Origin of the sequence: Jiangella alba, from assembly GCF_900106035.1 — a bacterium.
Lineage (GTDB): Bacteria > Actinomycetota > Actinomycetes > Jiangellales > Jiangellaceae > Jiangella > Jiangella alba.
The window spans coordinates 1,355,451-1,378,582 of sequence record NZ_FNUC01000004.1 but is presented as its reverse complement, the minus strand read 5'-3'; the positions used below and the strand labels follow the sequence as shown (position 1 = coordinate 1,378,582).

Genomic DNA, 23,132 nt, shown 5'->3' with positions numbered 1-23,132 from the left:
CAGTAGGACGGCGACCCACGGGGGGGTGGCCATGGTGCGCACCATCCACGGCACGGCCGTGCCGGCCGCGCTTCCGGCGCTCATCGACAAGTACCGCGACGCGCAACCGCCGCCGGTGCGGTTCCGGCCGCCGAACTGGACGGCGGTGCTCTATCGCGTGCCGCCGGAGCTGAACGTGACGGCGTTGCTGCGCAGCCGCGAGCACACCGCACCGCTGGCGGGATCGAAGGCGAAGGACCGCGTGGTGACGCTCGCCGCCGTCCGGTCGGCCTGCCACGCGATGGATCTCGGCAACCAGCGCGAGGTGCTGCAGGCGTTCGTGCTGACGATGGCCTGGGCGTCGGCGGGCGCGGGGAACGCGACGCTGCGGGCGACGGCGCGCGGGCTGCGCGACCCGGACCGCGCGCACCGCATCCTCGCCGACTCGGTGCGCCGGCTCCGGTCCGCCGAGACCCTGCACGACGGCGCCCTGGAGGCGAACCACCGGGCGTGGTCGCTGCGCGGGGTCGGCCAGTCGCCGGCCAGCCGGTGGTGGGCCGCCGCGGGCGACGTCGTGGGACGGGCGTGGCAGCCGCTGGTGCTGGACGAGCAGGTGTACGCGACGCTCAACCGGACATTACAGATCGGCGGCACTGCCCGGCTGGCCAGCTCGCGCAGCCGCGCGGCCCGCTACCGTGCCTACGTCGACACCGTGCATCGGTGGGCGGTCGAGCTCCGGCTGGACGGGCACGACGCAGACGCGGAGCGCGTCGTGTTCGTGCTCGGGCAGCACGCCGGCGGGGCGACCCCGTCGCACTGAGGTAACTGGAAGGCATCTTTCCTGTCGTTCGCCTGACCCACGCGTGGATCTGCGCAATCATGGTCAAATACCGCAACGGCGCGGGAGGTTCCGCGGGGTAGGTCGCCAGCTGTCGACATCGAACCCGGCATACCGAGGTGATGGAAGGACAGACGTGACGACACACCCTGCTCTCGACGACGAGCAGCAGCAGCTCGACCGCTCGTACGCCCTTCTGGGCGACGACGCGCCTGACCTGCCGCCGCTGTTCGGGCGGGTCGACGACGGCGGCGGCTCGCGCTACGTGGGTCTCGACGACGTCCGCGACGAATCCGGCGACGCCGTCGTCGTCGCCTGGCACTCGCCCGAGGCCGGCGCGTTCTACCAGTCCTGCGGCACCGACCCCGCCGGCGTCACGCTCAAGCGGGTCGTCACGGTCAGCGACCGCCAGGTCATCGCCGTGCACGACGAGATCGCCGGCGGCTCCGCGGGCGACGTCAGCAGCGCACACGACCACCGTCCCGTCGTCGGGAAGGTCGTCGTCGCGGCGCTCGAGCAGTTCCGCACCGGCACGCTCGCCGAGGCCACCGCCACCCTGCGGCCCGAGCAGTACGACATCGTCCGCCGGCCGGGCCGGGGCGTCCTCGTCATCCAGGGCGGGCCCGGCACCGGCAAGACCATCACCGCGCTGCACCGCGCCGCGTGGCTGGCCGCCCACGACGACGCCGTGCGGGCCGGCGGCCTGCTGGTCGTCGCACCGACGCCGCCGCTGCGCAGCTACGTCGCCGACGTCCTGCCGCGGCTCGGCGCCGATGCCGTCACCACCGACATCGCCGCGCTGTACGGCGGCCCGGCCCGCCGCAACGGCCGCGACACCCGGCCCGAGGCCGCGCGGGTCAAGGGGTCGGCCGTCATGGCCATGCTGCTGCGCCGGCTGGTCGAGGCCGCCGACGCGCCGGCGACCCCCGAAGAGCTGCTCCGCGGCCTGTATGCCGACCCCTCGCTGCTGGAGCGGCTGGCCGACGACCTCCTGAAGGCCGGCCAGCGCGACGTGCTGTACCGCGAGCCGACGGCGTCGATCGACGACGAGCCGTGGACCGTCGACGACCTCGTGCTGCTCGATGAGCTGTCGCACCTGCTCGGGCGCGCTGCGCCGCGCTACGGGCACGCCGTCGTCGACGAGGCGCAGAACCTGTCGCCCATGCAGGCCCGCGCCATCGCCCGCCGCTGTCGCGACGTCACGCTCGCCGGCGACCTCGAGTGCTCGACCGGTCCCGGCAAGCACGACGACTGGAGCGAGCTGACCAGCTACTTCGGGTCCGAGTTCAGCCAGGGAACGCTGGGCATCGGCTACCGCGTCCCCCGTCCCGTCATCGAGCTGTCGCGGCGGCAGCTGCCCGACGGCGGCACGCTCGACGTGCCCGACTCGCTGCGCGACGGCCTCGGCGTGCCGCTGGTCCGCCGGGTCGACCCCGGCGACGAAGCGGCGGTCGCGCTGTCCGCCGGCGAGGCCGCGGCGGGTACGGGGTTCAAGGTCGGCGTGGTGGTCGCGCCGGCCCGCTACGACGAGACGCTGCGCTACTGCCAGGCGGCCGGCGTCAAGGCCGGCGACGGCCGCGACGGCGACCTCGACCAGCCGGTCACGCTGCTCCCGGCCGACCTCGTCAACGGGCTCGAGTTCGACGCCATCGCGCTGGTCGAGCCGGCCGAGATCGGCGACGGGACGGAGCTGGGCCGGCGGCTGCTCTATGTCGCGATGACGCGGTGCACGCAGTCGCTGGCGGTCTTCCACGCCACGCCGCTACCCGCCGGCATGGAGCACCTGGAGCGCCCGGCGCCGTCGCGCGAGCCCGAGGTCGAGCACCGTCCGCGCCCCGCACGCACCGAGGATCTCTACGATCTCTTCAAGCTCCTGCGCGACGATGACCGCATGCTGGTCGAGGTGCTGATCCGCCGGCTCCTCCGCGACTCCCTCGAACGCGACGACTGAACGGCCCCGTCGGCCAGATAGTTCACCTAGTGAAACTATCACCACCTTGTGCCTAAGCCATTCCAAGCGTTCCAGTGGTGTTTGCCGCAATCTACCGCCTCGTAATTCTCCCCAAATGAGAATTCACGAACTAGTCTGGCCTTTCTCATGACACGGGCATAGCATGATCGTCCGATGTTGCTGTGGAGGGGCGCCATGGCCGGTGGACGGGACCAACTGGGTCCTTTGGAACGGGTGACGCGGGTGCTGGTCGCGCTGGTAGCGGCCGAGCCGAAGGGGATCCCGACGCCGCGATTGCTGAAGATCGCGGCCTTCGGTGGGGGAGAAGACCATCATGTACGGCAGTTGAAGCGGCTGATCGAGGATCTCAACGGCGTCGGCTGGGACATCCGCAACACCGCACCACCCGGCCAGACCGCGGTCTATCGGGCGTTCGCCGGTGACAATCGGCTGCGACTGACCCTGACGCCGGAACAACAGACCGAGTTGGCGAGGGCGGCACTGATCGCCGGCAATGCGGCGTTCGCGGAACGGGCCGGCATCGAGGGCGCCGCCGCACCGCCGATTCCGGAGTTGCGCACCGCGCCATTGGCCGAGCGCAATGACGACGCGCTGAACAAGGTGCTGTACGCGCTGGAGCGGCATTGCCGGCTGCGGTTCCTCTACAGGCGGCGGCAACGGCTGGTGCACCCGCACTTCGTCTATCCGGGCACGTCGGGCTGGCATCTGGTCGGCCACGAGGACGGCAGCGAGAAGGACAAGCAGTTCGTCACGGACCGCATGGCCGACGTCCGGGTCGACCTCCCCCGCACGGCCGACCCGCGGCACGAGCCGTTCCGCGACGAGGTCGATCCGCTGATGTGGGCGGTCGACCAGCCAATCGACGTCACGGTCGAGACGACGCCCGCGCACCGCAACCAGGTCGAGACGCTGCTGGGCACGTCGTCGTATCACGAGATCGACGACGACGTGGTGCGGCTGACCATCCGCGTCACGCACCGGGCGGCGTTCCGCAACCGGGTCTACGAGCTCGGGCCGCGCGTCCGGGTGCTGGCTCCCGAGACCATCCGCCGTGAGCTCCTGCTGGAGCTGGAATCACTTCTGGACTGAGCCATGAGCGTTCCTCCGCCCGTGTTCGTCCGCCGCTTCGAGCGGGTGACGCACGCGCTTCGCATCCTCACCATGCACCCCGACGGCGTCCCGTTGCACCGGCTGGCGGCCGAGCTGGACGTCGACGAGCAGACGCTGCGCGATGAGATCGTGGCGTTCTACTGCGCCGACAGCGCGGCCGTCGACACCGGACCGCTGCGCCAGGTGCGCATCGAGTTCGTCGATGCCGACGGCGAGGCCGACGACGTCGACCCGGCGACCGCCGAGGTCGTGCGCGCGTCGACCGACCACCCGGCCGCCGAGATCGGCGTGCTGCACACGGCGCCGGCCGACCTCGCGCACATCTATCGTGCCGGGCAGGCCCTGTTGTCGCTGGAGCCGGACAACAACGTGCTCGACGGCGCGCTGCGGGCGCTCGGCGACACCATGCTGCGCGGCATCCACCCGGTCGACGACCACTGGAAGGCCGAGCTGGCCGAGCTCCTCGTCGACGCGATCCGGCGGCGGCGCTGGGTGCGGGTCGAGTACACGCCGGTGTGGCACGACGACAGCATGGAGCACCGCATCGCGCCGTATCGCCTGCTGCGCACCCGCCGCGGCTGGGAGGTCGACGCGGGCATGTCGGCCGACGGCCGGGTCGTCGGCAGCTTCCTGCTCACCGGCATCCGTGACGCGACGCTGCTGGAAGAAACGTTCGAGCGGCCGCCGGAGGTCGAGGACCGGCTGGCCGGGCACCGGCGCGTGCGGCAGATCGAACTGGTGGTGCCGCAGGACGCGCGCTGGGCGGTGGACCGGTTCGCCGAGAGTTCCGAACTGCTCGCCGAGGACGAGGAGTCGGTGAAGGTGCGGGTCCGGCTGCTGTCACCGGTCGACCGGCGGCTGGGCATCCTGCTGCTGAGCGCCGGGCCGCTGGCGTTCGTCACCGACCCGCCCGCGCTCGCCGACGCCGGACGGCGGCTGGCGCGCGAGTTGCTGGAGCACCACCACGCCGCCCACTGACCGCCCGACGCCGCGTGTCAGGCTGTCGGCATGGCTGAGAACGCACGACGTACGGTGTCCCTGCGACGAGTCGGCGAGCGCCGCTACGTCGCCACCAACGCCCGCGGTGGCGAACTGCCGTTCGGGCAGGGCGACGACGGCGACTTCACCCCGGTCGAGTTGCTGCTGACCGCGATCGCCGGCTGCTCGGCCATCGACATCGACTTCATCACCTCGCGCCGCGCCGAGCCCGAGACGTTCGAGCTGACGACCACCGCGAACAAGATCCGCGACGACCAGGGCAACCGGCTCGAGGACATCGAGGTGTCGATCAGGATCCGCTTCCCCGACGGCGCCGACGGCGATGCCGCGCGCGAGGTGCTGCCCGACGCCGTCAAGAAGTCGCACGACCGCCTGTGCACCGTGAGCCGCACCGTCGAGCTCGGCACTCCGATCGCGATGCGGCTGGACTAGGGTGTGTCTCCCGGGTCTCGGCCGTAGCGAGCGGCGTCCAGGTGGATGCCTCGCAAGGCCGAGGAAGGAGTCATAGCGGGGTTCTATGACGACTGACGAGAACGCCGCGAGGCGCCGCCTGGGCGTCGCGCAGTAGGCCACGGACCCGGGAGACACACCCTAGGCGTGTCAGCGGGGCGCGCCGGCGGCGATACGGGCCTCGTAGCGGGCCCGCGCCTTGGCGGCCTCGACCTCGCGGTCGCGCGGCGGGGCGTGGGTGACCAGCGCGTCGAGCAGGTGGCGCGTGGAGTGCGCGATCTCCTCGACGGCGATGTCGAACGCCTCACGGTTGGCCTGCGACGGGCTGCGGGTGCCGGCCAGCTTGCGCACGTACTGCAGCGCGGCGTCGTACACCTCGTCGTTGGTGGCGGGCGGGGCCAGGTTGTTGAGGGGTCTGATGTTGCGGCACATGTCTCCGAGCCTAGGCGGACGACGGCTGTAGCCGCGACTGTCGAACGTCGTCGAGGTGGATCAGCAGGTCATGCCCGTGGCCCGGCGCGACCTGCGCGGCCAGCCAGCGCCGGGCCGGACCGGTGACCCGGCGGAGGTCGATCAGGTAGTCGTCGAACCGCACGCGGCCCAGGACGTCGTCGTCGGCGCCGGTGAAGCCGATGCTGACGTAGCCGGCGCCGAGGGAATCGCGCAGGAGCGTGCCGCCGGCGTCGCTGTGCTGCGTGGTCAGCGCCATGCGGTGGCCGGTCTGCCGCTGCCACCAGACGATGGTCGCGGCCAGCACGTCGTCGCGGTACGCGCGCTGCGCGGTGCGCCCCTCGGGCGTCGCCAGGTCGAACGCGAGCGCCGTCGTGTGCTGGACGATGCTGCGGGCGTGCTGCACGGCCCAGACATGCTCGCCGCCGTCGTCCGGCAGCGCCGCGAGCAGTTCGTACGCCTCGACGGCGCCGTGGCGGCGGCGCTCTGGCTCGGCCGGCGGCACGGCGTACAGCTCGGTCAGCCGCGCCGCGAGGTCGGGGTGGATGCCGGCCGCGTAGGCCACGACGCGGTCGGACGCCACCGCTGCGGCGTGGCCGAGCCCGACGCCGACGAACCGGATCGGCTCGTCGTGGTCCAGGTTGAAGCCGCGGATCCACTCGACCAGGGCGAGCAGGTCGCCGGAGTCGAGCGGCTCGCGGCTGATGATCGCCCGCGGGTCGCCGATTCCGTGCACGACGTAGTCGTCAAGCAGGACGCCGGTGCTCCAGCCGACCTCCTGGGCGAACGTCCGGAAGCCCTGGTGCTCGGCGAGGTAGCGCAGCAGCCGCCGCTCGGTCGTGACGAACTCCGGCGAGGAGACGGGCGCCGCGGCGTCGACGCCCACGACGCCGGCGGCGCCGATCATGCGGCCGAACGGGGCCAGGTCGTCGTCGCCGGGTGCTCCGGTGAGCGGGTGCGCGCGCCGGTCGAGGCCACGCACGACGGAGTCACCGGCCGCCGCCAGCGCCGTCGCCACGACGGTCACCGCGCAGGCGCCCGCGACGACCACCGAGGCGGCGGAGAGGGCGAGAACCCGTGGCAACGAGCGCATGGTGGCTGGTCCCTTCGTCGAATGGGCTGGTGTCTCGACCCTGTCGTACCCAGGCCGGTACGACGATCCGGCAGGCCCGTGCACCGTGGTGGGGACAGCCCCCGCGCGTCAGCCGCCGGCCAGCTCGCGCTCCAGCGGGGTGCGGAAACTCGGGATGATCGACGCGCCGCCCAGCCGCGGTTCGAGCTCGGCGGCCGCCTGCTCGACGGCGGCCGTGGCCTCGGCGCCGGCGTCTTCGAGCAGCCGCCACCGGATGGCGCCGTCGTGCATGCCCCACCCGCCCACCACCCGTCCGCCCCACCACACCGTGGGCCCGATGTTGCCGTTGCGGTCGAACAGCGCGTCGCGATGCGGGCCGAGGAACCAGTCGCGCCGCTGCCAGCCCATGGGCGTGGGGTCGAGTGCCGGCAGCAGCGTGGCCACCGGTGCGACGTCGGCCTCGGGCTCGGTGTCGTCGGCCAGGACGAGGCCCGGTTCGCCGTCGAGGTCGACGTCGGCGGTGTCGAGGCCGGCCAGCACCGTGCGCGTGACCCCGAGCGTCCACCCCGTCCACCACTGCACGTCGGCCACCGTGGCCGGCCCGAACGCACGCAGCCAGCGCCGGGCCAGCTCGGCCCGAGCGTCGGCCTCGGGGACGTCGGGCAGGCCGTCGGGCCAGAGGCCGCGCACCGATGCCCATCGGTGCTGCCGCGACAGCCAGGTGCCCGCCGGTCGTCCGCGCACGACGCGGCCGTCGGCGCCCATGAGTGTGAGCACGCGGCTGGTGATGTTCTGCTTGACGTCCCACTTCTTGTCGGTGGTGGGCAGGATGGCGGTGCGCAGCCGCGGCTCGGCCTTCGCCAGCTCGGTGGCCAGCGCCTCGCCGCGTTCGTCGACCGCCTTCTCGGTGGCGGTCTCGACGTCGGCCAGCCACGCGGCGACGTCGCCGTCGATGGGTGGTTCGGTGGGCAACGTGCTGAGGTGCTGGACCAGCTGACGGCGCAGCCTCGCAGCGATGGCCAGCCCGGCGGCGCTGTGGACGACCGGGGCGAACGCGGTGGGCGCGACGAACATGGTGCGCCGCATGGCGATGAGCTTCACCACCGAGCGGTCGTCGTACAACGCCGCCGACACGTCGCCGAGGGTGGCCTCGGGCACTCTGACCAGCGCCGACACGTACACCGTGGCGGGATCGGTGGCGTGCAGGACGACCATGCCGGCGGCCGCGCCGGCGACCGACCCGGCCGGCGTCTCGCGGGCGAGGTGGTGCCGGCGCAGCAACCGGAGCCGGCGTTGGCCGGGGCTGATGGTGAGCACGGTCCGATCCTGGCACGGCGGTCCGACAAGGTCGGCACGTCCAGGATTCGCTGGACCACGGAACGGGAACGATCTACGCGATTCGGTTGACAAGACCCTTAAGGTTTGTTTCGGGACAATTCTTCTCGAACCGTGGACTTCTCGGGGGGCACCGTGAGCCAGCACAAGGCAACGGAAGAACGGCGCTACCGGATGGAGCTGGCGGTCGTCATCCTCATCGGCCTCGCCGTCGCCGCCGCTGCCATCGCCGCGATCCTCGTCCTCGGCGGGTCCCCGGGCGACGACCTGCAGGAGTTCGGCGGGCTGTCCGCCGTCGAGTAGGCGTCAGCTCACCACTCGGCGAAGGAACCGTCCGGGTGCCGCCAGACCGGACCACGCCACCGGTGCCCGATCTCGTCGGCGCGGCGAACGGCGGCCTCGTCGATCGCGATGCCCAGCCCGGGCGCCGTCGGCCGCTCCACGTACCCGTCGACGAAACGGAAGACGGCGGGGTCGACGAGGTAGTCGAGCAGGTCGTTGCCGACGTTGTAGTGGATGCCGAGGCTCTGCTCCTGGATCAGGAAGTTCGGCGTCGCGAACGCCACCTGCAGGCTCGCGGCCAGGGCGATCGGGCCGAGCGGGCAGTGCGGCGCCAGGGTCGCGCCGGTCACCTCGGCCTGCGCGGCGATGCGGCGTACCTCGGAGATGCCGCCCGCGTGCGAGATGTCCGGCTGGACGACGCTGACGCCGGCGGCCAGCGGTCCGGTGAACTCGGACCGGCCGAACAGCCGCTCACCGGTCGCGATCGGCACCGAGCTCGCCGCGACGACCGACGACAGTTGGGCGCCGAGCTCCGGCAGCACCGGCTCCTCGACGAACAGCGGATGCAAGGGCGCCATGAGCGGCAGCAGCCGGCGCGCGTTGGCCGGCGAGACGCGGCCGTGGAAGTCGACGGCGACGTCGCGGTCGGGACCGAGCACCTCGCGAGCCGCGGCCAGCCGCCGGAGCACGTCGTCGGTCTCGGCCTGGGTGGCGATGGGGCCGAGCTTGGCGCTGCCGTTCATCTTCACCGCGGTGAAGCCCTCGGCCACCTTCGCCGCGATCGCGTCGGCGACCTCGGCCGGTTCGTCGCCGCCGACCCACGTGTACATGCGGACGCGGTCGCGCACCGGCCCGCCGAGCAGCGCGTGCACCGGCGCGCCGTACACCTGGCCGGCGATGTCCCACAGCGCCTGGTCCAGCCCGGCGACAGCGCTGGAGAGCACCGGCCCGCCGCGGTAGAAGCCGCCCTTGGAGAGCACCTGCCAGTGGTCCTCGATCCGCAGCGGGTCCTGCCCGACGAGGTAGTCGGCCAGCTCGTGGACGGCGGCGCGGACGGTGTCGGCGCGCCCCTCGACCACCGGCTCGCCCCAGCCGACGACCCCGTCGTCGGTGACGACGCGGCAGAACAGCCAGCGTGGCGGCACCTGGAACGTCTCGATGGCGGTGATCTTCACTCGGGCTCCTTCCCGGACGTGATCGCCCCGACGTCGCGGTCGGCTCGCGCCAGCAGCTCGCGGACCGCACGCTCCGCGCCGTCGGCGTCCCCACGTGTGACGGCGTCGAGGACGGCGCGGTGGGCCGGCACGCTGTCGTCGTGCCCGCCGTCGGCGTGAACCAGCAGGTCACGGGCGCGCAGACCGGTCGCGATGACCTCCTCGAGCTGGCGCAGCAGCGCGTTGTGCGCGGCGGCCAAGAGCGCCCGGTGGAACGCGAGGTCGGCCTCGACGACGGCGTCGGGATCGGTCATCCGCTCGACCGCGTCGCCGAGCGCGGCGAGGTCGGCGTCGGTGCGACGCTGCGCGGCCAGCCGCGCACCGGCCGGCTCGACGATGTCGCGCACCTCGGCGAGGTCGGACAGGAACGCGTCGTCGGCGCGGTTCTGCGCCTGCCACCGCAGCACGTCGGCGTCGAGCAGCGCCCACTCCTCGCGCGGGCGGACCAGCGTGCCGCGCTTCGGCCGCGCGTCGACCATGCCCTTGGCGGCCAGGACACGCAGCGCCTCGCGGAGCACCGTGCGGCTGACGCCCAACTCGTTCTCCAGCCTGACCGGGTCGAGGACGGCCCCCGGCGCGACGTCGCCACGGACGATCAGCTCGCCCAGATGCGCGACGACGGCGCCATGGATGCCGCGGAACACGCTCACGCCGGCCGCCCCAGCTCGGGGGCCGGGCGGACGCCGGCCGGGCGGCGGGGGCCGGTGGCGCGGGGGGCGGTCGCGCGCAGGCCAGCCGGGCGCAGGAGGCCGGTGGCGCGGGGGGCGATCGCGCGGACGTTGTCGGCGCCCGCCCGTAGGGTGGGACTCCCTCCCAGCCGGGCGGGGACCGAACCCGGCCCAACGCGCACCGAACGCAGCCCGACGGCGCCCACACCCCGGCGCCCGGCGCCGGCCGCGCGGACGTGGTCGGCGCGGAGGCAGGCGGCGCTCATGCGGAGTCCGCCGTCACGCTCCAGCCGCCGTCGACGACGAGGGTGGCGCCGGTGATGTAGGAGGCGTCGGCCGAGCCGAGGAAGGCCACCGCGGCCGCCACCTCGTCCGGCCGGCCGAAGCGGGCCAGCGTGGTGGCGCGGACACTGCGCCGCTGGTCCGGTTCCGCGACGTCGTCCCAGGCGGGCGACATGATCGGGCCGGGGACGACGGTGTTGACGCGGACGTCGGGGCCGTAGTCGGCGGCCAGTTGGCGCCCCAGCGAGAGCAGCGCGCCCTTCGACGCCGCATAGGCGGGGCGGCCCGGCAGCCCGCGCATCGCGTGCACCGACGACGTGAGGACGACCGAGCCGCGCGACGACACCAGCAGCCCGGCCAGCGCGTGCACGGCAAGAAAGGAAGCCGTGAGGTTGACGTCGAGCTGACGGTGCCAGTCGGCGACGGACAGGCGGTCGGCCGGCTCGATCACCGCGATCGCCGCGTTCGAGTGCAGCAGGTCCAGCCGCCCGGGCAGCAGGCCGGCGACCCGCGGCCAGCCCTCCTCGTCCGCGACGTCCAGCGGCACCCCGGCCGCCGCACCACCGAACCCCGTCCCGACTGCGGCGGACGAAGCGGCCGCAACGGACGAGCCGAGCGCCGCCTCGTCGACGTCGGCCAGCAGCACGTGCGCGCCCTCGGCCGCCAGTCGCACAGCGGTCGCGGCGCCGATGCCGGACCCGGCGCCGGTGACCAGCGCGACCCGGTCGCGGTAGCGGGGCGCGAGGACGGTGTCGCTCTCACTCACGAGGGGCAACCTAGCATTCAGTCATCTTGTATGACTATTCACGCCTGGTTGACGAACCGGATGTGATGGTTCACATTTGCTCCCATGACCGAGCGATCCGCAGACGGCAGGGCGAACCGCCCGCCTGACATCCACGCGGTCGCCCGGCATGCCGGCGTCTCGCACCAGACGGTGTCGCGGGTGCTCAACGAGAGCCCCCGGGTCCGTCCGGCGACCCGCGAGCGGGTCCGCGAGGCCATGCGCGTGCTCGGCTACACCCCGAACGTCGCCGCCCGCACCTTGATCACCCGGCGGTCCAGGACGCTCGGCCTGGTGGTGCTGAACGAGGAGCTGTACGGCCCCGCGTCGGCACTGCGCCATGTCGAGCAGGACTCCCGCTCGGCCGGCTACGGGCTGCGCATCCTCAACCTGCCGCCGATGGCCCGCAGCACGCTGCGTGAAGCGGTCGAGTCGCTGCGCCAGCAGCTGGTCGACGCGGTGATCGTGGTCGACCCGCACCCCGAGGACCAGCCACTGCTGGGTCCGCTGCCGTCCGACCTGCCGCTGGTGACGGTGGGCGGGCTGCGCTCGGCGGGCGTGCCGAGCGTGTCGTACGACTCCGGCCCCGGCGTCCGCCAGGCGGTGCAGTACCTGCTCGGCCTGGGCCACCGGACGGTGCACCACATCGCCGGGCCGGCCGGCTGGGCCGAGGCCGACATCCGGCGCAGCGTCTGGGAGCGCACGCTCGAGCAGGCCGGCCGCGAGGTCCCGGCGCCGATCGAGGGCGATTGGACGGCGCGCTCCGGCCACGCCGCCGGGCTGGCGCTGGCCGGCCGCGACGACGTCACCGCCGTGTTCTGCGCCAACGACCAGATGGCGCTGGGTCTGTTCCACGCGCTGGCCGAGCGGGGCGTCCGCACCCCCGAGGACGTCAGCGTCGTCGGCTTCGACGACGTGCCGGACGCCGCGTACTACCGGCCGGCGCTCACCACACTGCGCCAGGACTTCGCCGAGCTGGGCCGGCACACGGTCCGGCTGGCGCTGCGGCAGATCGAGACCGGCACGCGCGAGGGGGTCGAGAGCGTGACCCTCGCGCCGCCGAGCCTGATCCTGCGCGCCAGCACGGCCCCGCCCGCCTGATCCACCCCGAACCCGCGAACACCCCATGCATCACGAAAATGTTAAGGATCACATCAGGAGGAGAACATGGCTCAACGACGAGCCCGCCCGACCCGCCTCGCGGCGGCCATCGCGGCGACCGCCCTGCTGCTGGCCGCCTGCGGCTCCGACGACGAGCCCACCAGCACCGGCGGCGGCACGAGCGCCGATGGCGACGGCGACACCGGCGCCACCCTGACGATGTGGGCCCGCTCGGTGACCGCACCGCAGACCGAAGCCCTCGTCGAGGCGTACAACGCGTCGCACGAGAACCAGATCGAGCTGACCGTCGTCCCGTTCGACAGCTACCTGCAGAAGGTGACGGCGGCGGCGGGCGGCGGTGAACTGCCGGACCTGCTCGCGGCCAACGTGGTCGAGGCGCCGAACTACGCGCAGCTCGGCCTCTGGCAGGACATCGGCGACCGCATCGACGCCCTGGACTACGCGGACGCGCTGGCGCCGTCGCACATCGACGCGGGCACGGTCGATGACCAGCGCTACGCCGTCCCCCACGTGGTCGACACCTCGGCGCTCTACGTCAACACGAAGATCCTCGAGGCGGCCGGCGTCGACCCGGCCGACCCGGCGCCGACGCTGCAGGCGCTCGCGGACAACATCGCGACGATCCAGGCGGCGAGCCCGGGCACCCAGGGCCTCTACCTCGCCGGCAACTGCGGCGGCTGCCTGGTCTTCACTGTCTGGCCGTCCATCTGGGCCTCCGGCGGCGAGGTGCTCGACGAGGACGGCACCGAGTCGCTGCTGGACCAGCCCGAGGCGCTCGAGGTGTTCGAGGCGTACAACCAGCTCTTCGCCGACGGCGCCATTCCGGAGGCCGCGCGCAACGAGGCCGGCCCGACGCAGAACGAGCCGTTCGCCAGCGGCCAGGCGGCGTTCTCGCTGCTCGGCTCGAAGGCGCTGGCCACGATCCCGGAGTCGGACGCGCTCAGCATCGGCGTCGTGCCGATCCCGGGCGTCGACGGCGGCCGCTCGTCGTTCGTGGGCGGCGACGTCCTCGGCATCAGCTCGTCGTCGGAGCAGGCGGACGCCGCCTGGGACTTCGTCCAGTGGACGCTCAGCGACGAGGCGCAGCTCGAGGTCATGGCGAAGAACAAGAACCTCACCGTCCGCACCGACCTCGCGTCGAACCAGTACTCCGAGCAGGACCCGCGGCTGGTGCTGCTGAACGAGCTGGTCGGCGAGGGCCGCACGCCGTACGCGGGCAACTTCTTCCAGACCTTCAACGACCCGAACGGGCCGGGGCTGCCGCTGATGCGGGCCGGGCTGTTCGGCGACGATCCCGCGGCGGAGGTGCCCGACCTCAACGGCGCCGTGAACGACTCGCTGCAGCGGAACTGAGCGGAGCGACGTGAGCGCGATCGCCCCGGCCCGGCGGCGCGGACGGCGGCACAGCATCCGCCGTCCGCGCACCGGATTCCTGCTCGTCCTCCCCGCACTGCTGGTCGCGGTCGGCCTGTTCGTCGTGCCGCTGCTGCTGGCGGCGCGGATGTCGGTGTCGGACTGGCCGCTGCTGGGCGAGCCGTCCTTCACCGGCCTGGAGAACTACCGCGCCATCGCGGACAACGACCTCGTCGGCCAGGCGCTCGGGTTCACCGCGAAGTACGCGGCGGTGATCCTGGTCGTCCTGCTCGCGGTGGGACTCGGGCTGGCGATGCTGGTCCGGCGGCCGCGGCGCGGTGTCGGCCTGCTGCGGACGGCGTTCTTCCTGCCGGCCGCGGTTGGGCTGACGTCGGCGGCGTTGCTGTTCTACGAGCTGTACTTCGCCGGGCTGTCGCCGGTGGACGACGCGCTGACGGGCCTCGGGCTGATCGACAAGCCGATCGACTGGCTGGGTCAGCCAGGAACGGCGTTCCTGTCGGTGGTCATCATGATGACCTGGCGCTTCGCCGGGTTCTACATGCTGATCCTGCTGGCCGGCCTGCAGTCCATCCCGGACGACGTCTACGAGGCGGCCCGGCTCGACGGCGCCAGCCGGTGGCAGACGCTGCGGCACGTGACGCTGCCGCTGCTGCGGCCGTCGCTGGCGCTGTGCACGATCCTCATCATCACCGGCGCGCTGCTGGCGTTCGAGCAGTTCTACGTGCTGACGAACGGCGGGCCGGACAACTCCACCGTCACGCTGGTGATCGTCATCGTCCGCGAGGCGTTCTCGTTCCTCGACCTGGGCTCGGCCGCCGCGATCTCGATGGTCGTGCTCGGCGGGCTGATCGTCCTCAACGTCGTCCAGCTGGTCGCGCTGCGCCGGGAGAGGTGACCCCATGACCACCACGCGCCGCGCCGGCGTCGTCTCCGGCATCCTGGCCGCCCTGCTCGCGCTGCTGTTCGCGTTTCCCCTGCTCCGGGCCGCGATCCTGTCCGTGACCGACGGCGGCGGCCTCACCGCGGCCAACTACGGCAAGCTGGCCGACTTCGGCGCCGGCCTGCCGACGTACCTGTGGAACACCGCCGTCGTCACCCTGATCACGGTGGCCGGCTCGCTGGCACTGGCGATCCCGGCCGGCTACGGGTTCGCGCGGTACACCTTCCGCGGCAAGAACCTGATCTTCGTGCTGATCCTGGCGATCCTGATGATCCCGCACCCGACCATCCTGATCCCGCTGTACGTGCTGCTCGGCGACCTCGGCCTGCAGAACACGCTGATCGGCGTCGCGCTGGTGATGATCATGTTCCAGCTGCCGTTCTCGGTGTTCATGATGCGCATCGCGTTCTCCGCCGTGCCGGAGGAGCTGGAGGAGGCGGCCATGCTGGACGGCTGCTCGGAGACGCGGGCCATGCTGCGGGTGTCGCTGGCGGCGGTCGTGCCGAGCGTCGTCACCGTCGGCCTGTTCGCGTTCTTCGCCGCCTGGAACGAGTTCCTGACCCCGCTCATCCTGCTCAACGACGGCTCCCGGTTCACGCTGCCGATCGCGCTGGTCAGCCTGCGTTCCGGCGACTTCGGCGCGGTCGACCTCGGCGCGCTGCAGGCCGGCGTCATCGTGTCCGCGCTGCCGTGCGTCGTGCTGTTCCTGCTGCTGCAGCGGCACTACGTGCGCGGCCTGCTCGCGGGGGCGCTGCGTGGCTGAGCCGACCGCCGTCCCCGTCACCCCGAAGCTGCCTGGAGGCTCCATGCCCGACCCGTCCCATCCGCAGCGCGGCCTGCCGGTCGCCCCGAGCCGTGGCCGGCTGACCCCGGTCCCGGCCGGCGACGTCGTCCTCGAGGACGGCTTCTGGCGGGCCCGGCAGGACCTCAACGCGAGCACCGTCCTGCCCCATGCGCTGGACTGGATCGACCGGCTGGGCTGGACGGACGCGTTCCGGCGGGCGGCCGCGGGCGACGACGCGCGGCCGCGTCAGGGCAAGCTGTTCACCGACGCCGACGTGTACAAGACGGCCGAGGCGCTGGCCTGGGAGGCGAGCCGGACGCCGTACGGCCCGGCGGGTGAGCGACTGGCCGGGCTGGGCACGCTGATCCGCTCGGCCCAGGAGCCCGACGGCTACCTCAACACCTGGTTCGGGCACCGGCACGCCGCGCAGAAGTACACCAACCTCAGCCACGGTTTCGAGCTGTACTGCTACGGCCACCTGATCCAGGCCGGCGTGGCGCGGCTGCGGGGCGGCGCCGAGGACGACCTGACCGCGGCCGCGCTGGCCGCCGCCGACCACGCCGTCGCGACGTTCGGCGCCGACGACGACACCCGCGTCGACGGCCACCCGGAGATCGAGGCGGCACTGGTCGAGCTGGCCCGCGTCACCGGCCGCGAGCGCTACCTCGACCTCGCCGGGAAGTTCCTGGCCCGGCGCGGCCACGACACGCTCGAGCACCACGCCATCGGCCCGGAGTACTACCTCGACGACCGGCCGCTGCGCGACGTCGACGTGCTGCGCGGGCACGCCGTCCGGGCTCTCTACCTGACGGCGGGCGCGCTCGACCACGCGGTCGAGACCGGCGACGACGCACTCGTCGAGCACCTGGCCGGGCAGTGGGACCGCACCATCGCGACGCGCACCTACCTGCACGGCGGCATGGGCTCGCGGCACCTCGGCGAGTCGTTCGGGAACGACTACGAGCTGCCGCCGGAGCGCGCCTACGCCGAGACCTGCGGCGCGATCGCCGGCGTCATGGCGGCCTGGCGGTTCACGCTGGCCACCGGCGAGCCGCGGTTCGCCGACCACGCCGAGCGCGCGCTGTTCAACATGGTCGCGACCGCGCTGCACCCGAGCGGGCAGCGCTTCCTCTACGTCAACCCGCTGCACGTGCGGCACCCGCTGCCGGAGCCGGGCGACGACGAGGCGCCGTTCCGCAAGGACACCCCGCGGGCGCCGTGGTTCTGGGTGTCGTGCTGCCCGACGAACCTGGCCCGGCTGTTCGCGTCGTTCTCCGGCTACGTGGCGACGACCGACGCCGGCGGGCTGCAGCTGCACCAGCTGACGGCGGCCCGCATCGCGACCGACGTCGCCGGCCAGCGGGTCGTGCTGCGCGTGCACACGTCCTACCCATGGGACGGCACCGTCGAGATCGAGGTGGTCGAGGCGGACGGGCGCGACTGGGAGCTGGCGGTCCGGGTGCCGGCGTGGGCACGGTCGGCCCGCGTCGAGGTCGGCGGCGACGTGCGGTCCGTCGTGCCGGGGATGGCCCGGGCGCGACGCGGCTGGCGGCCCGGCGACCGGCTGACGCTGCGGCTGGACACCACGCCGCGGCTCACCGTCCCGGACCCGCGGATCGACGCGGTGCACGGCACCGTCGCCGTCGAGCGGGGGCCGCTGGTCTACTGCGCCGAGGTGCCCGGCGGCGCCGCCGAGGCCCGGCACACGCTGCCCGGCCCGCGGCCGAAGCTGACCGAGGTCCCGGCCGGGGTCGACGGGCTGGACGCGGGCGCCGTCGGCATCGCCACCACCGTCCGCACCACGACGGAGACGACGGTGCCGGCCTGGCCGTACGCCCCGGCGGCGCCCGAGGCCGAGACGACCGAGCACGAGCTGACGCTGGTGCCGCTGTACCTGTGGGGCCTGCGTGGCCCGTCGACGATGCGGGTGTTCCTGCCCGTGGAAGGGACCGAGGAATGAGCGACGCGACCGTGCGGCTGGTCCGCCGCGGCGACCTGTCCGGCGCCACCGCCCAGACGGCCGGCGGGCTGGTGCGGCTGTCCGCCGTCTCGACGTCGATGACGGGGTCGGCCGGCCTCTGGATGGGCATCGCCGAACTGCCTGCGGGGCATGCCACCGAGGTGCACCACCACGGCGAGTCCGAGACCGCCGTGCTGGTGCTCGACGGCGTGACCCGCTGGTGGTACGGCGACGACCTGAGCGAGCACGTGGTGGCCGAGGCCGGCGACTTCGTCTACGTGCCGGCCGGCGCGATCCACGTCGAGGAGAACCCGTCCACCACCGCGCCGGCCCGCATCGTCGTCGCGCGGACCAGCGGCGAGGCGATCGTCGTCAACCTGCCCGACCACCCCGCCAACGCCCGGTTCCGCTGAGTCACCCGGCGGGGAGCCAGACCCGCATCGTCGAGACGCCGCGGTTGCCCCACTGGTGGTACGGGGTCAGCCGCAGCGTCACGGCGCGCGGCTCGGCGTCGTCGCCGTCGGGCGCGGGGACGGTCGTGCCGGCCAGCTCGATGATGCCGTCCCGCTCGACCGGGTCGGGGCCGACGGCGATCAGGTCGAGGTCGACGTCCGGCTGGTCGACGGACTCGGCGCAGTAGACGACCGGGCCGCGCTCGATGGCGACACAGCCGCGGACGGCGTCGACGCGCGGGTCGGCGACGGTGACGCGCGGCGCCATCGGCAGCGTCAGCACCACCTCGTCGCCCGCGGCGACGGTGATCGTCACCCGGCCCGGCTCGACGGCGTCGGCCGCCCCGCCGCGGGCCGCCAGCGTCGCGCCGGACGCCCAGCCGGGCACCCGCAGTGACAGCTCGAACGGCCGGTCCGCCGCCTCGACCCGCACCGCGACGACGCCGTCCTCGGGGTAGCGGGTCGTGACGCTCAGCCGGACGGCCGCGCCGTCGGGCAGCGCCGCCGACACCGTGCCGGCCGCGTACTGGTGCAGCTGCACGCCGCCGTCGTCGACAGTCGCCAGGTAGCCGCCGAGCGAGGCCAGCAGCCGCGCGACGTTCGTCGGGCAGCAGGACGTGGTGAACCACGGCGAGCGCATGCCGCCGGTGCGGAACAGGCTCGGGTTCTCGGCGTCGGGGACGACGCTCGGGGCGCGCCGGTGCAGCGTGTTGACGTAGTGGAAGCCGCGGCCGTCGTCGGCCGGGCAGGTCGCGACCACGTTGAACAGCGCCCGCTCGATGACGTCGCCGTACCGCTCGTCGCCGGTGGCCAGCAGCAGCCGCCAGGCCAGCATGACGGAGGCGACGGCGGCGCAGGTCTCGGCGTACGCGCGGTCGGCGGGCAGCTCGAAGTCGGCGCCGTAGGTCTCGCCGTGGTGGTGCGAGCCCATGCCGCCGTGCAGGTACGTGCGCCGGGCCAGCGTGCGGTCGTACTGACGGCGGACGGCGTCGAGCAGTGCGTCGTCGCCCGTCTCGACCGCGACGTCGACCGCTCCCGCGGCGAGGTACAGCGCCCGCACGGCGTGGCCCTCGAACGCGTCCAGCTCGCGGATCGGGCGGCGGTCCTGGTAGTAGCTGGCCCCGCCGTACATGGTGTCGCCGAGGGTGTCGTGGCCGCGGCGGTCGACGAAGACGCGAGCCTGGTCCAGGTAGCGCCGCTCGCCGGTGACGCGGTACAGCTCGACCAACGCGGTCTCGATCTCCGGGTGCCCGCAGATCCCCTGGTCACCGTCCGGGCCGAAGACCTCGCAGACGTGGTCGGCCACCGCGACGCCCAGCGCGACGAGGTCGTCGTCGGGGCCGCTCGTGCGGGCGTGGGCGACGGCGGCCTGGATGAGGTGGCCGTAGCAGTACAGCTCGTGGCCCCAGGCGAGGTCGGAGTAGCGCTCCGGCTGGCCGTCGCGGCCGTAGAACGTGTTGAGGTAGCCGTCGGGCTCGAGGACGGAACGGAACAGCGTCGTCAGCTCGCCGATGCGCGCGTCGGACGACGGCGCCGGCTCGCGGCCGGTCTCCCAGGCCAGCGCCTCGACGTACTTGTACACGTCGGAGTCGGTGAACAGCCGGCCCTTCCGCGCGGCGGGCAGCGTGCCGGCGACGGCGGCGCGGAAGTTCTCGACCCACCCGGCCCGCTCCAGCCACTCGTCGCAGTGCGGGATGATCGCGTCGCGGTTCAGCCGCTGCCGGTCGGCCCAGAAGCCGCCGTCGATGCGCACCTCGCCCAGCCCCAGCGGCTCGTACCGGCCCGCCGTCCGCGGCCGCACCGCCGCCACCGTGCCCCGTCCGTCCACGCCCGGTTCCGTCCTCTCCGTCGTCATCGTCAGCCTTTCAGTGCGCCGGACATGAAGCCGCGCATGTAGTGCCGCTGCAGCAGCAGGAAGATCAGCACACAGGGGACCGCCGTGACGACGATGCCGGCCTGCAGCGCGCCGAGGTCGACCGAGCCGAACTCGCCGCTGCGCAGGCTCACCAGCGCCACCGGCAGGGTGAACTTGGCGCCGTCGCTGAGGAAGATCAGCGGCGCGATGAACTCGTTCCACGACGCCAGGAACGCGAACAGCCCGACCGTGATCATCGACGGCAGCACCGCCCGCAGCAGCACCCGGCGCAGCGCGCCGAACGACGTGCAGCCGTCCATCAGCGCGCTCTCCTCGAGCTCCTTGGGCAGCGCCTCGAAGGCGTTGCGCATCATGAACAGCGCGAACGGCAGCTGGAACATCACCAGCACGAGGCTCAGCCCGACCAGCGAGTTCTGCAGCCCCACGTAGCCGAACAGCTGGTAGAGCGGCACCAGGATGGTCGGATGCGGGATCATCAGGATCGCCAGCGCCGACAGGAACAGCAGGTTCTTGCCCGGGAAGTCGTAACGGGCGAACGCGTACCCGGCCAGCACCGCCACCACCAGCGTGCCGGCCACCGTCAGCGCCGACACCGCGACGCTGTTCCACAGGTAGACCAGCAGGCCCTCGCCGTAGTCGGCCAGCCGCTCGTAGTTCTTCGTGCCGTACGTGCCCTCGCCGCCGGTCGCCTGGCCACCGGTGACCGAACGCACCGACGACCACACCAGCGGGCTGAGGAACAACACCGCCAGAGCCGTCGCGAAGCCGTAGAACCCGGTGCTGCGGGCGGCCCTGCCGACGCGGCGGCGCCGGGTCGCGGTCGTCGGCGGCGGCGCCGGCCGGGCCGGCGCCTGCGTCGTCGCGCTCATCGGGTCTTGTCCTTCCGCAGCACCAGCAGCTGGACGGCGTTCAGCGCGACCAGCACCACCAGCAGGACGATCGCCAGCGCGGCCGACCGGCCGAGGTCGAACAGGGTGAACGCCTCGCGGAACATCGCGATGACCATGGTCACCGTGCTGTTGTCGGGCCCGCCGGCGGTGAGCACGTAGAACGGCTCGAACGCCAGCAGCGAGCCGGTCACCGTCAGGATCAGCACCAGCGCGATGGACGGACGCAGCAGCGGCAGCGTCACGTGCCGCAGTGTCTGCCACCACGACGCGCCGTCCATGCGCGACGCCTCGTACACCTCACCCGGGATGGCCTGCAGCCCCGTCAGCAGGATCAGCATGTTGAAGCCGGCGAACCGCCAGGTCACCATCACGACGGTGGAGGCGAAGGCGTTGTCCGGCGTGCCGAGGAAGTCGGGGTTGCCGCTGGACAGCCCGATGGCCTGCAGCAGGTCGTCGAGCGGGCCGTACTCGTTGTTGTACAGCGCGTAGAACAGCAGCGACGCCGACGCCAGCCCCACCACGGAGGGCAGGAAGAACGCCGTCCGGAACAGCCCGACACCCGGCCGCGACTCCTGCACCAGCAGCGCCAGCCCGAGCCCGATGACCAGGTACAGGACGGTCACGACCACCGTGTACTTGACGGTGAACCAGATGGAGTCGAGGAACAGCTGGTTGTCGGCGATGGCCCGGTAGTTGTCGACGCCGTTGAACTCGGGCTCGCCGATCAGCGGCCAGTCGTTCACCGACATCCACACCGCCATGCCGATCGGCACCAGGAACAGCAGGACGACGATCAGCGCGGCGGGCGTGGCGTAGGCCAGGCCGACGAGGCCCCGGACGCCCCGCCGCGACGTGCGCCGCGGCGGGGTCCCGGGCCGGACGGCCGGTGTGGTGGAGGTGGCGGCCACGCGGAGCTACCGGGCCAGCGACGAGTTCACGGCGTCGAGCGACGCGGACAGCGCGCCGGCCGCGTCGTCGCCGAACAGCGCTCCGCGGGCGGCCTCCAGCCACGGCCCGTTCGGGTCGTTGAAGGTCTGGCCGTAGTTGAGCGCGTACGGCGTGTGCCCCTTGGCGATCAGCTCGTTCAACGTGACCTGCCGCGGGTCGGCGGCGGCGTACTCGTTGTCGGCGAGGTCGGTGCGCACGGTGAGGTTGTCGCTCTTCGCGAACACCTCCAGCTGCGCGTCCTCGGACAGCGACCAGGACAGGAAGTCCCACGCGGCGTCGGCGCGCTCGGAGTTGGCCGAGATGCCGATGACGTCGCCGCCGACGAACGTCGACACGTCGCCGGTGGTGCCCGGGATGCCGTTGACGCCGATCTTCAGCTGGTCGGTATCGGTGACGTTCTGCAGCACCGAGTTGCTGGCCAGCATGTAGCCGACGTTGCCACCGGCGAACACCTCGTCGCGGGTGGGGCCGGACTCGTTGCGGACGGCGTCGGCCGTGGCGCCCGAGGCGAACATGTCGTTGAACGCCTGGAACACCTCGACGACCTCGGGGCTGTCGAGGTTCGCCGCGGTGCCGTCGTCGTTCAGCGGCTCGCCGCCGGACGCCCAGATGGCCGGGAAATGCGTGAACGAGATGCTGCCGCCGTTGTTGCCGGTGTAGTAGAGCCCGACGGCGTCGCCGCCGAGCGCCGCGACCTTCTCGGCGTTGGCGGCGAGGTCGGCCAGCGTGGCCGGCGCGACGGACGGGTCGACGCCGGCCTGCTCGAGCAGCACGTCGTTCTGGAACAGCGCGGACACCGCGACGTTGTGCGGGACGGTGTACGTCTCGCCCTCGTAGGTGCCGAGCTGCATGTGCGACGGCGCCAGCGCGTCGGCGAAGTCGAGCTGCTCGACCCGGTCGGTGATGTCGAGGTACATGTTCTTCGAGGTGAAGTTCGGCGTGTAGATGACGTCCGACGCCAGCAGGTCGGGCAGGTCGCCCGAGCCGGCCGCGACGCCCACCTTCTGCAGGTAGTTGTCGGTCGGCACCACGGTGAGCTGCACCTGGTTCTCGTGCGACGCGTTGTACGCGTCGACCAGCGCCTGACTCTGCGCCGCCGTCGCCGCCCGGACCCACATGGTGATGGTGGTGCCGTCGTCGACGGCCTCGCCGGTGGACTCCGCCGCGTCGTCGCCCGAGCCGCAGGCGGCGAGCGTGAGCGTCAGCGTCGCCGCCGCCGCGAGCCCGACAGACCACCGTCGCCGACCACTGTGTCGCGCCATGCCCGTCTCTCCCATCACACCGGCCGCCGTCGGCCGGACCCGATTGCCGGTCTACCTATCTGCGGGACACCATCGCACCTATCAGATGA

General features: G+C 72.8%; 22 protein-coding genes. 12 read left to right on the top strand and 10 right to left on the bottom strand.

Going from position 1 to position 23,132, the window contains the following annotated elements; translation table 11 throughout:
* The first annotated feature begins 31 nt into the window (after window positions 1-31).
* The 5 genes from BLV02_RS36730 (at window position 32) to BLV02_RS24235 (ending at window position 5,330) form a co-directional block, all read left to right on the top strand.
* Window positions 32-799 (top strand): 8-oxoguanine DNA glycosylase OGG fold protein, encoded by a 768-nt coding sequence (locus tag BLV02_RS36730; RefSeq protein ID WP_074946639.1) that lies wholly within the window; start codon window positions 32-34, stop codon window positions 797-799.
* A gap of 154 nt (window positions 800-953) precedes the next feature.
* The gene (locus BLV02_RS24250; protein ID WP_069109237.1) at window positions 954-2,768 is read left to right on the top strand and encodes a helicase domain-containing protein; all 1,815 of its coding nucleotides are present in this window, start codon (window positions 954-956) and stop codon (window positions 2,766-2,768) included.
* A 195-nt stretch (window positions 2,769-2,963) separates the two neighbouring features.
* Complete coding sequence (locus BLV02_RS24245; protein ID WP_171906628.1) at window positions 2,964-3,878, top strand: helix-turn-helix transcriptional regulator; 915 nt, start codon at window positions 2,964-2,966, stop codon at window positions 3,876-3,878.
* 3 nt (window positions 3,879-3,881) lie between these two features.
* Window positions 3,882-4,877, top strand: a complete 996-nt coding sequence (locus BLV02_RS24240; RefSeq protein ID WP_083288218.1) for a helix-turn-helix transcriptional regulator — start codon at window positions 3,882-3,884, stop codon at window positions 4,875-4,877.
* A gap of 30 nt (window positions 4,878-4,907) precedes the next feature.
* Complete coding sequence (locus tag BLV02_RS24235) at window positions 4,908-5,330, top strand: OsmC family protein (RefSeq protein ID WP_069109240.1); 423 nt, start codon at window positions 4,908-4,910, stop codon at window positions 5,328-5,330.
* A gap of 168 nt (window positions 5,331-5,498) precedes the next feature.
* Here BLV02_RS24235 and BLV02_RS24230 read toward each other — a convergent pair whose 3' ends face one another.
* The 3 genes from BLV02_RS24230 to BLV02_RS24220 all read right to left on the bottom strand — a co-directional run bounded on the left by BLV02_RS24230 (window position 5,499) and on the right by BLV02_RS24220 (window position 8,187).
* Window positions 5,499-5,780 carry a DUF2277 domain-containing protein gene (locus tag BLV02_RS24230; RefSeq protein WP_069109241.1) on the bottom strand — a complete coding sequence of 94 codons (282 nt, stop codon included), beginning with the start codon at window positions 5,778-5,780 and terminating at the stop codon, window positions 5,499-5,501.
* Between the two features lie 10 nt (window positions 5,781-5,790).
* Complete coding sequence (locus tag BLV02_RS24225) at window positions 5,791-6,882, bottom strand: erythromycin esterase family protein (RefSeq protein ID WP_141711359.1); 1,092 nt, start codon at window positions 6,880-6,882, stop codon at window positions 5,791-5,793.
* A 117-nt stretch (window positions 6,883-6,999) separates the two neighbouring features.
* Window positions 7,000-8,187 (bottom strand): winged helix DNA-binding domain-containing protein, encoded by a 1,188-nt coding sequence (locus BLV02_RS24220; RefSeq protein WP_069109243.1) that lies wholly within the window; start codon window positions 8,185-8,187, stop codon window positions 7,000-7,002.
* Window positions 8,188-8,340: 153 nt separating this feature from the next.
* On the opposite strand from BLV02_RS24220, the gene BLV02_RS36725 reads away from it, so the two are divergent.
* A complete protein-coding gene (locus tag BLV02_RS36725) occupies window positions 8,341-8,508 on the top strand; it encodes a hypothetical protein (protein ID WP_171906629.1) in 168 nt (55 codons plus the stop codon).
* 8 nt (window positions 8,509-8,516) lie between these two features.
* Here the strand turns inward: BLV02_RS36725 and dgoD are convergent, their stop codons facing one another.
* From dgoD to BLV02_RS24200, 3 genes are all read right to left on the bottom strand, one after another.
* Entirely contained in the window at window positions 8,517-9,662 is a 1,146-nt protein-coding gene (gene dgoD, locus BLV02_RS24215) for a galactonate dehydratase (protein ID WP_069109244.1), read from the bottom strand.
* On the bottom strand, window positions 9,659-10,351 hold the full coding sequence (locus BLV02_RS24210) for a FadR/GntR family transcriptional regulator (RefSeq protein WP_069109245.1): 693 nt from the start codon (window positions 10,349-10,351) through the stop codon (window positions 9,659-9,661). The genes dgoD and BLV02_RS24210 overlap by 4 nt, the downstream gene beginning before the upstream one ends.
* A gap of 280 nt (window positions 10,352-10,631) precedes the next feature.
* On the bottom strand, window positions 10,632-11,417 hold the full coding sequence (locus BLV02_RS24200; RefSeq protein ID WP_069109247.1) for an SDR family NAD(P)-dependent oxidoreductase: 786 nt from the start codon (window positions 11,415-11,417) through the stop codon (window positions 10,632-10,634).
* Between the two features lie 84 nt (window positions 11,418-11,501).
* On the opposite strand from BLV02_RS24200, the gene BLV02_RS24195 reads away from it, so the two are divergent.
* The 6 genes from BLV02_RS24195 to BLV02_RS24170 all read left to right on the top strand — a co-directional run bounded on the left by BLV02_RS24195 (window position 11,502) and on the right by BLV02_RS24170 (window position 18,028).
* Window positions 11,502-12,536 carry a LacI family DNA-binding transcriptional regulator gene (locus tag BLV02_RS24195; protein ID WP_069109248.1) on the top strand — a complete coding sequence of 345 codons (1,035 nt, stop codon included), beginning with the start codon at window positions 11,502-11,504 and terminating at the stop codon, window positions 12,534-12,536.
* A gap of 66 nt (window positions 12,537-12,602) precedes the next feature.
* On the top strand, window positions 12,603-13,910 hold the full coding sequence (locus BLV02_RS24190) for an ABC transporter substrate-binding protein (protein ID WP_069109249.1): 1,308 nt from the start codon (window positions 12,603-12,605) through the stop codon (window positions 13,908-13,910).
* A 10-nt stretch (window positions 13,911-13,920) separates the two neighbouring features.
* The gene (locus BLV02_RS24185; RefSeq protein WP_141711361.1) at window positions 13,921-14,826 is read left to right on the top strand and encodes a carbohydrate ABC transporter permease; all 906 of its coding nucleotides are present in this window, start codon (window positions 13,921-13,923) and stop codon (window positions 14,824-14,826) included.
* Between the two features lie 4 nt (window positions 14,827-14,830).
* Entirely contained in the window at window positions 14,831-15,634 is an 804-nt protein-coding gene (locus BLV02_RS24180) for a carbohydrate ABC transporter permease (RefSeq protein ID WP_069109250.1), read from the top strand.
* A gap of 43 nt (window positions 15,635-15,677) precedes the next feature.
* Entirely contained in the window at window positions 15,678-17,615 is a 1,938-nt protein-coding gene (locus BLV02_RS24175) for a glycoside hydrolase family 127 protein (protein ID WP_069109251.1), read from the top strand.
* Window positions 17,612-18,028: a cupin domain-containing protein gene (locus BLV02_RS24170; RefSeq protein WP_069109252.1), complete on the top strand. Its 417-nt coding sequence runs from the start codon at window positions 17,612-17,614 to the stop codon at window positions 18,026-18,028. The genes BLV02_RS24175 and BLV02_RS24170 overlap by 4 nt, the downstream gene beginning before the upstream one ends.
* A 1-nt stretch (window position 18,029) precedes the next feature.
* Here BLV02_RS24170 and BLV02_RS24165 read toward each other — a convergent pair whose 3' ends face one another.
* Genes BLV02_RS24165 through BLV02_RS24150 form a run of 4 tightly spaced genes read right to left on the bottom strand, consistent with a single transcriptional unit; the run spans window position 18,030 to window position 23,043 of the window.
* Complete coding sequence (locus BLV02_RS24165) at window positions 18,030-19,895, bottom strand: glycoside hydrolase family 127 protein (protein WP_216093970.1); 1,866 nt, start codon at window positions 19,893-19,895, stop codon at window positions 18,030-18,032.
* A 29-nt stretch (window positions 19,896-19,924) separates the two neighbouring features.
* Window positions 19,925-20,812, bottom strand: coding sequence for a carbohydrate ABC transporter permease (locus BLV02_RS24160; RefSeq protein WP_083288220.1), 888 nt, complete (start codon window positions 20,810-20,812; stop codon window positions 19,925-19,927).
* Window positions 20,809-21,741 carry a carbohydrate ABC transporter permease gene (locus BLV02_RS24155; RefSeq protein WP_069109254.1) on the bottom strand — a complete coding sequence of 311 codons (933 nt, stop codon included), beginning with the start codon at window positions 21,739-21,741 and terminating at the stop codon, window positions 20,809-20,811. Before BLV02_RS24155 ends, BLV02_RS24160 begins: the two co-directional genes overlap by 4 nt.
* A gap of 6 nt (window positions 21,742-21,747) precedes the next feature.
* A complete protein-coding gene (locus BLV02_RS24150) occupies window positions 21,748-23,043 on the bottom strand; it encodes an ABC transporter substrate-binding protein (protein WP_069109255.1) in 1,296 nt (431 codons plus the stop codon).
* Between the last annotated feature and the right edge of the window lie 89 nt (window positions 23,044-23,132).

Bases quoted from the DNA above. Each gene is read 5' to 3' on its own strand.
- BLV02_RS36730 (WP_074946639.1), top strand. From the start codon at position 32: ATGGTGCGCACCATCCACGGCACGGCCGTGCCGGCCGCGCTTCCGGCG.
- BLV02_RS24245 (WP_171906628.1), top strand. From the start codon at position 2,964: ATGGCCGGTGGACGGGACCAACTGGGTCCTTTGGAACGGGTGACGCGG.
- BLV02_RS24240 (WP_083288218.1), top strand. From the start codon at position 3,882: ATGAGCGTTCCTCCGCCCGTGTTCGTCCGCCGCTTCGAGCGGGTGACG.
- BLV02_RS24235 (WP_069109240.1), top strand. From the start codon at position 4,908: ATGGCTGAGAACGCACGACGTACGGTGTCCCTGCGACGAGTCGGCGAG.
- BLV02_RS24230 (WP_069109241.1), bottom strand. From the start codon at position 5,780: ATGTGCCGCAACATCAGACCCCTCAACAACCTGGCCCCGCCCGCCACC.
- BLV02_RS24195 (WP_069109248.1), top strand. From the start codon at position 11,502: ATGACCGAGCGATCCGCAGACGGCAGGGCGAACCGCCCGCCTGACATC.
- BLV02_RS24190 (WP_069109249.1), top strand. From the start codon at position 12,603: ATGGCTCAACGACGAGCCCGCCCGACCCGCCTCGCGGCGGCCATCGCG.
- BLV02_RS24180 (WP_069109250.1), top strand. From the start codon at position 14,831: ATGACCACCACGCGCCGCGCCGGCGTCGTCTCCGGCATCCTGGCCGCC.
- BLV02_RS24175 (WP_069109251.1), top strand. From the start codon at position 15,678: ATGCCCGACCCGTCCCATCCGCAGCGCGGCCTGCCGGTCGCCCCGAGC.
- BLV02_RS24170 (WP_069109252.1), top strand. From the start codon at position 17,612: ATGAGCGACGCGACCGTGCGGCTGGTCCGCCGCGGCGACCTGTCCGGC.
- BLV02_RS24160 (WP_083288220.1), bottom strand. From the start codon at position 20,812: ATGAGCGCGACGACGCAGGCGCCGGCCCGGCCGGCGCCGCCGCCGACG.
- BLV02_RS24150 (WP_069109255.1), bottom strand. From the start codon at position 23,043: ATGGCGCGACACAGTGGTCGGCGACGGTGGTCTGTCGGGCTCGCGGCG.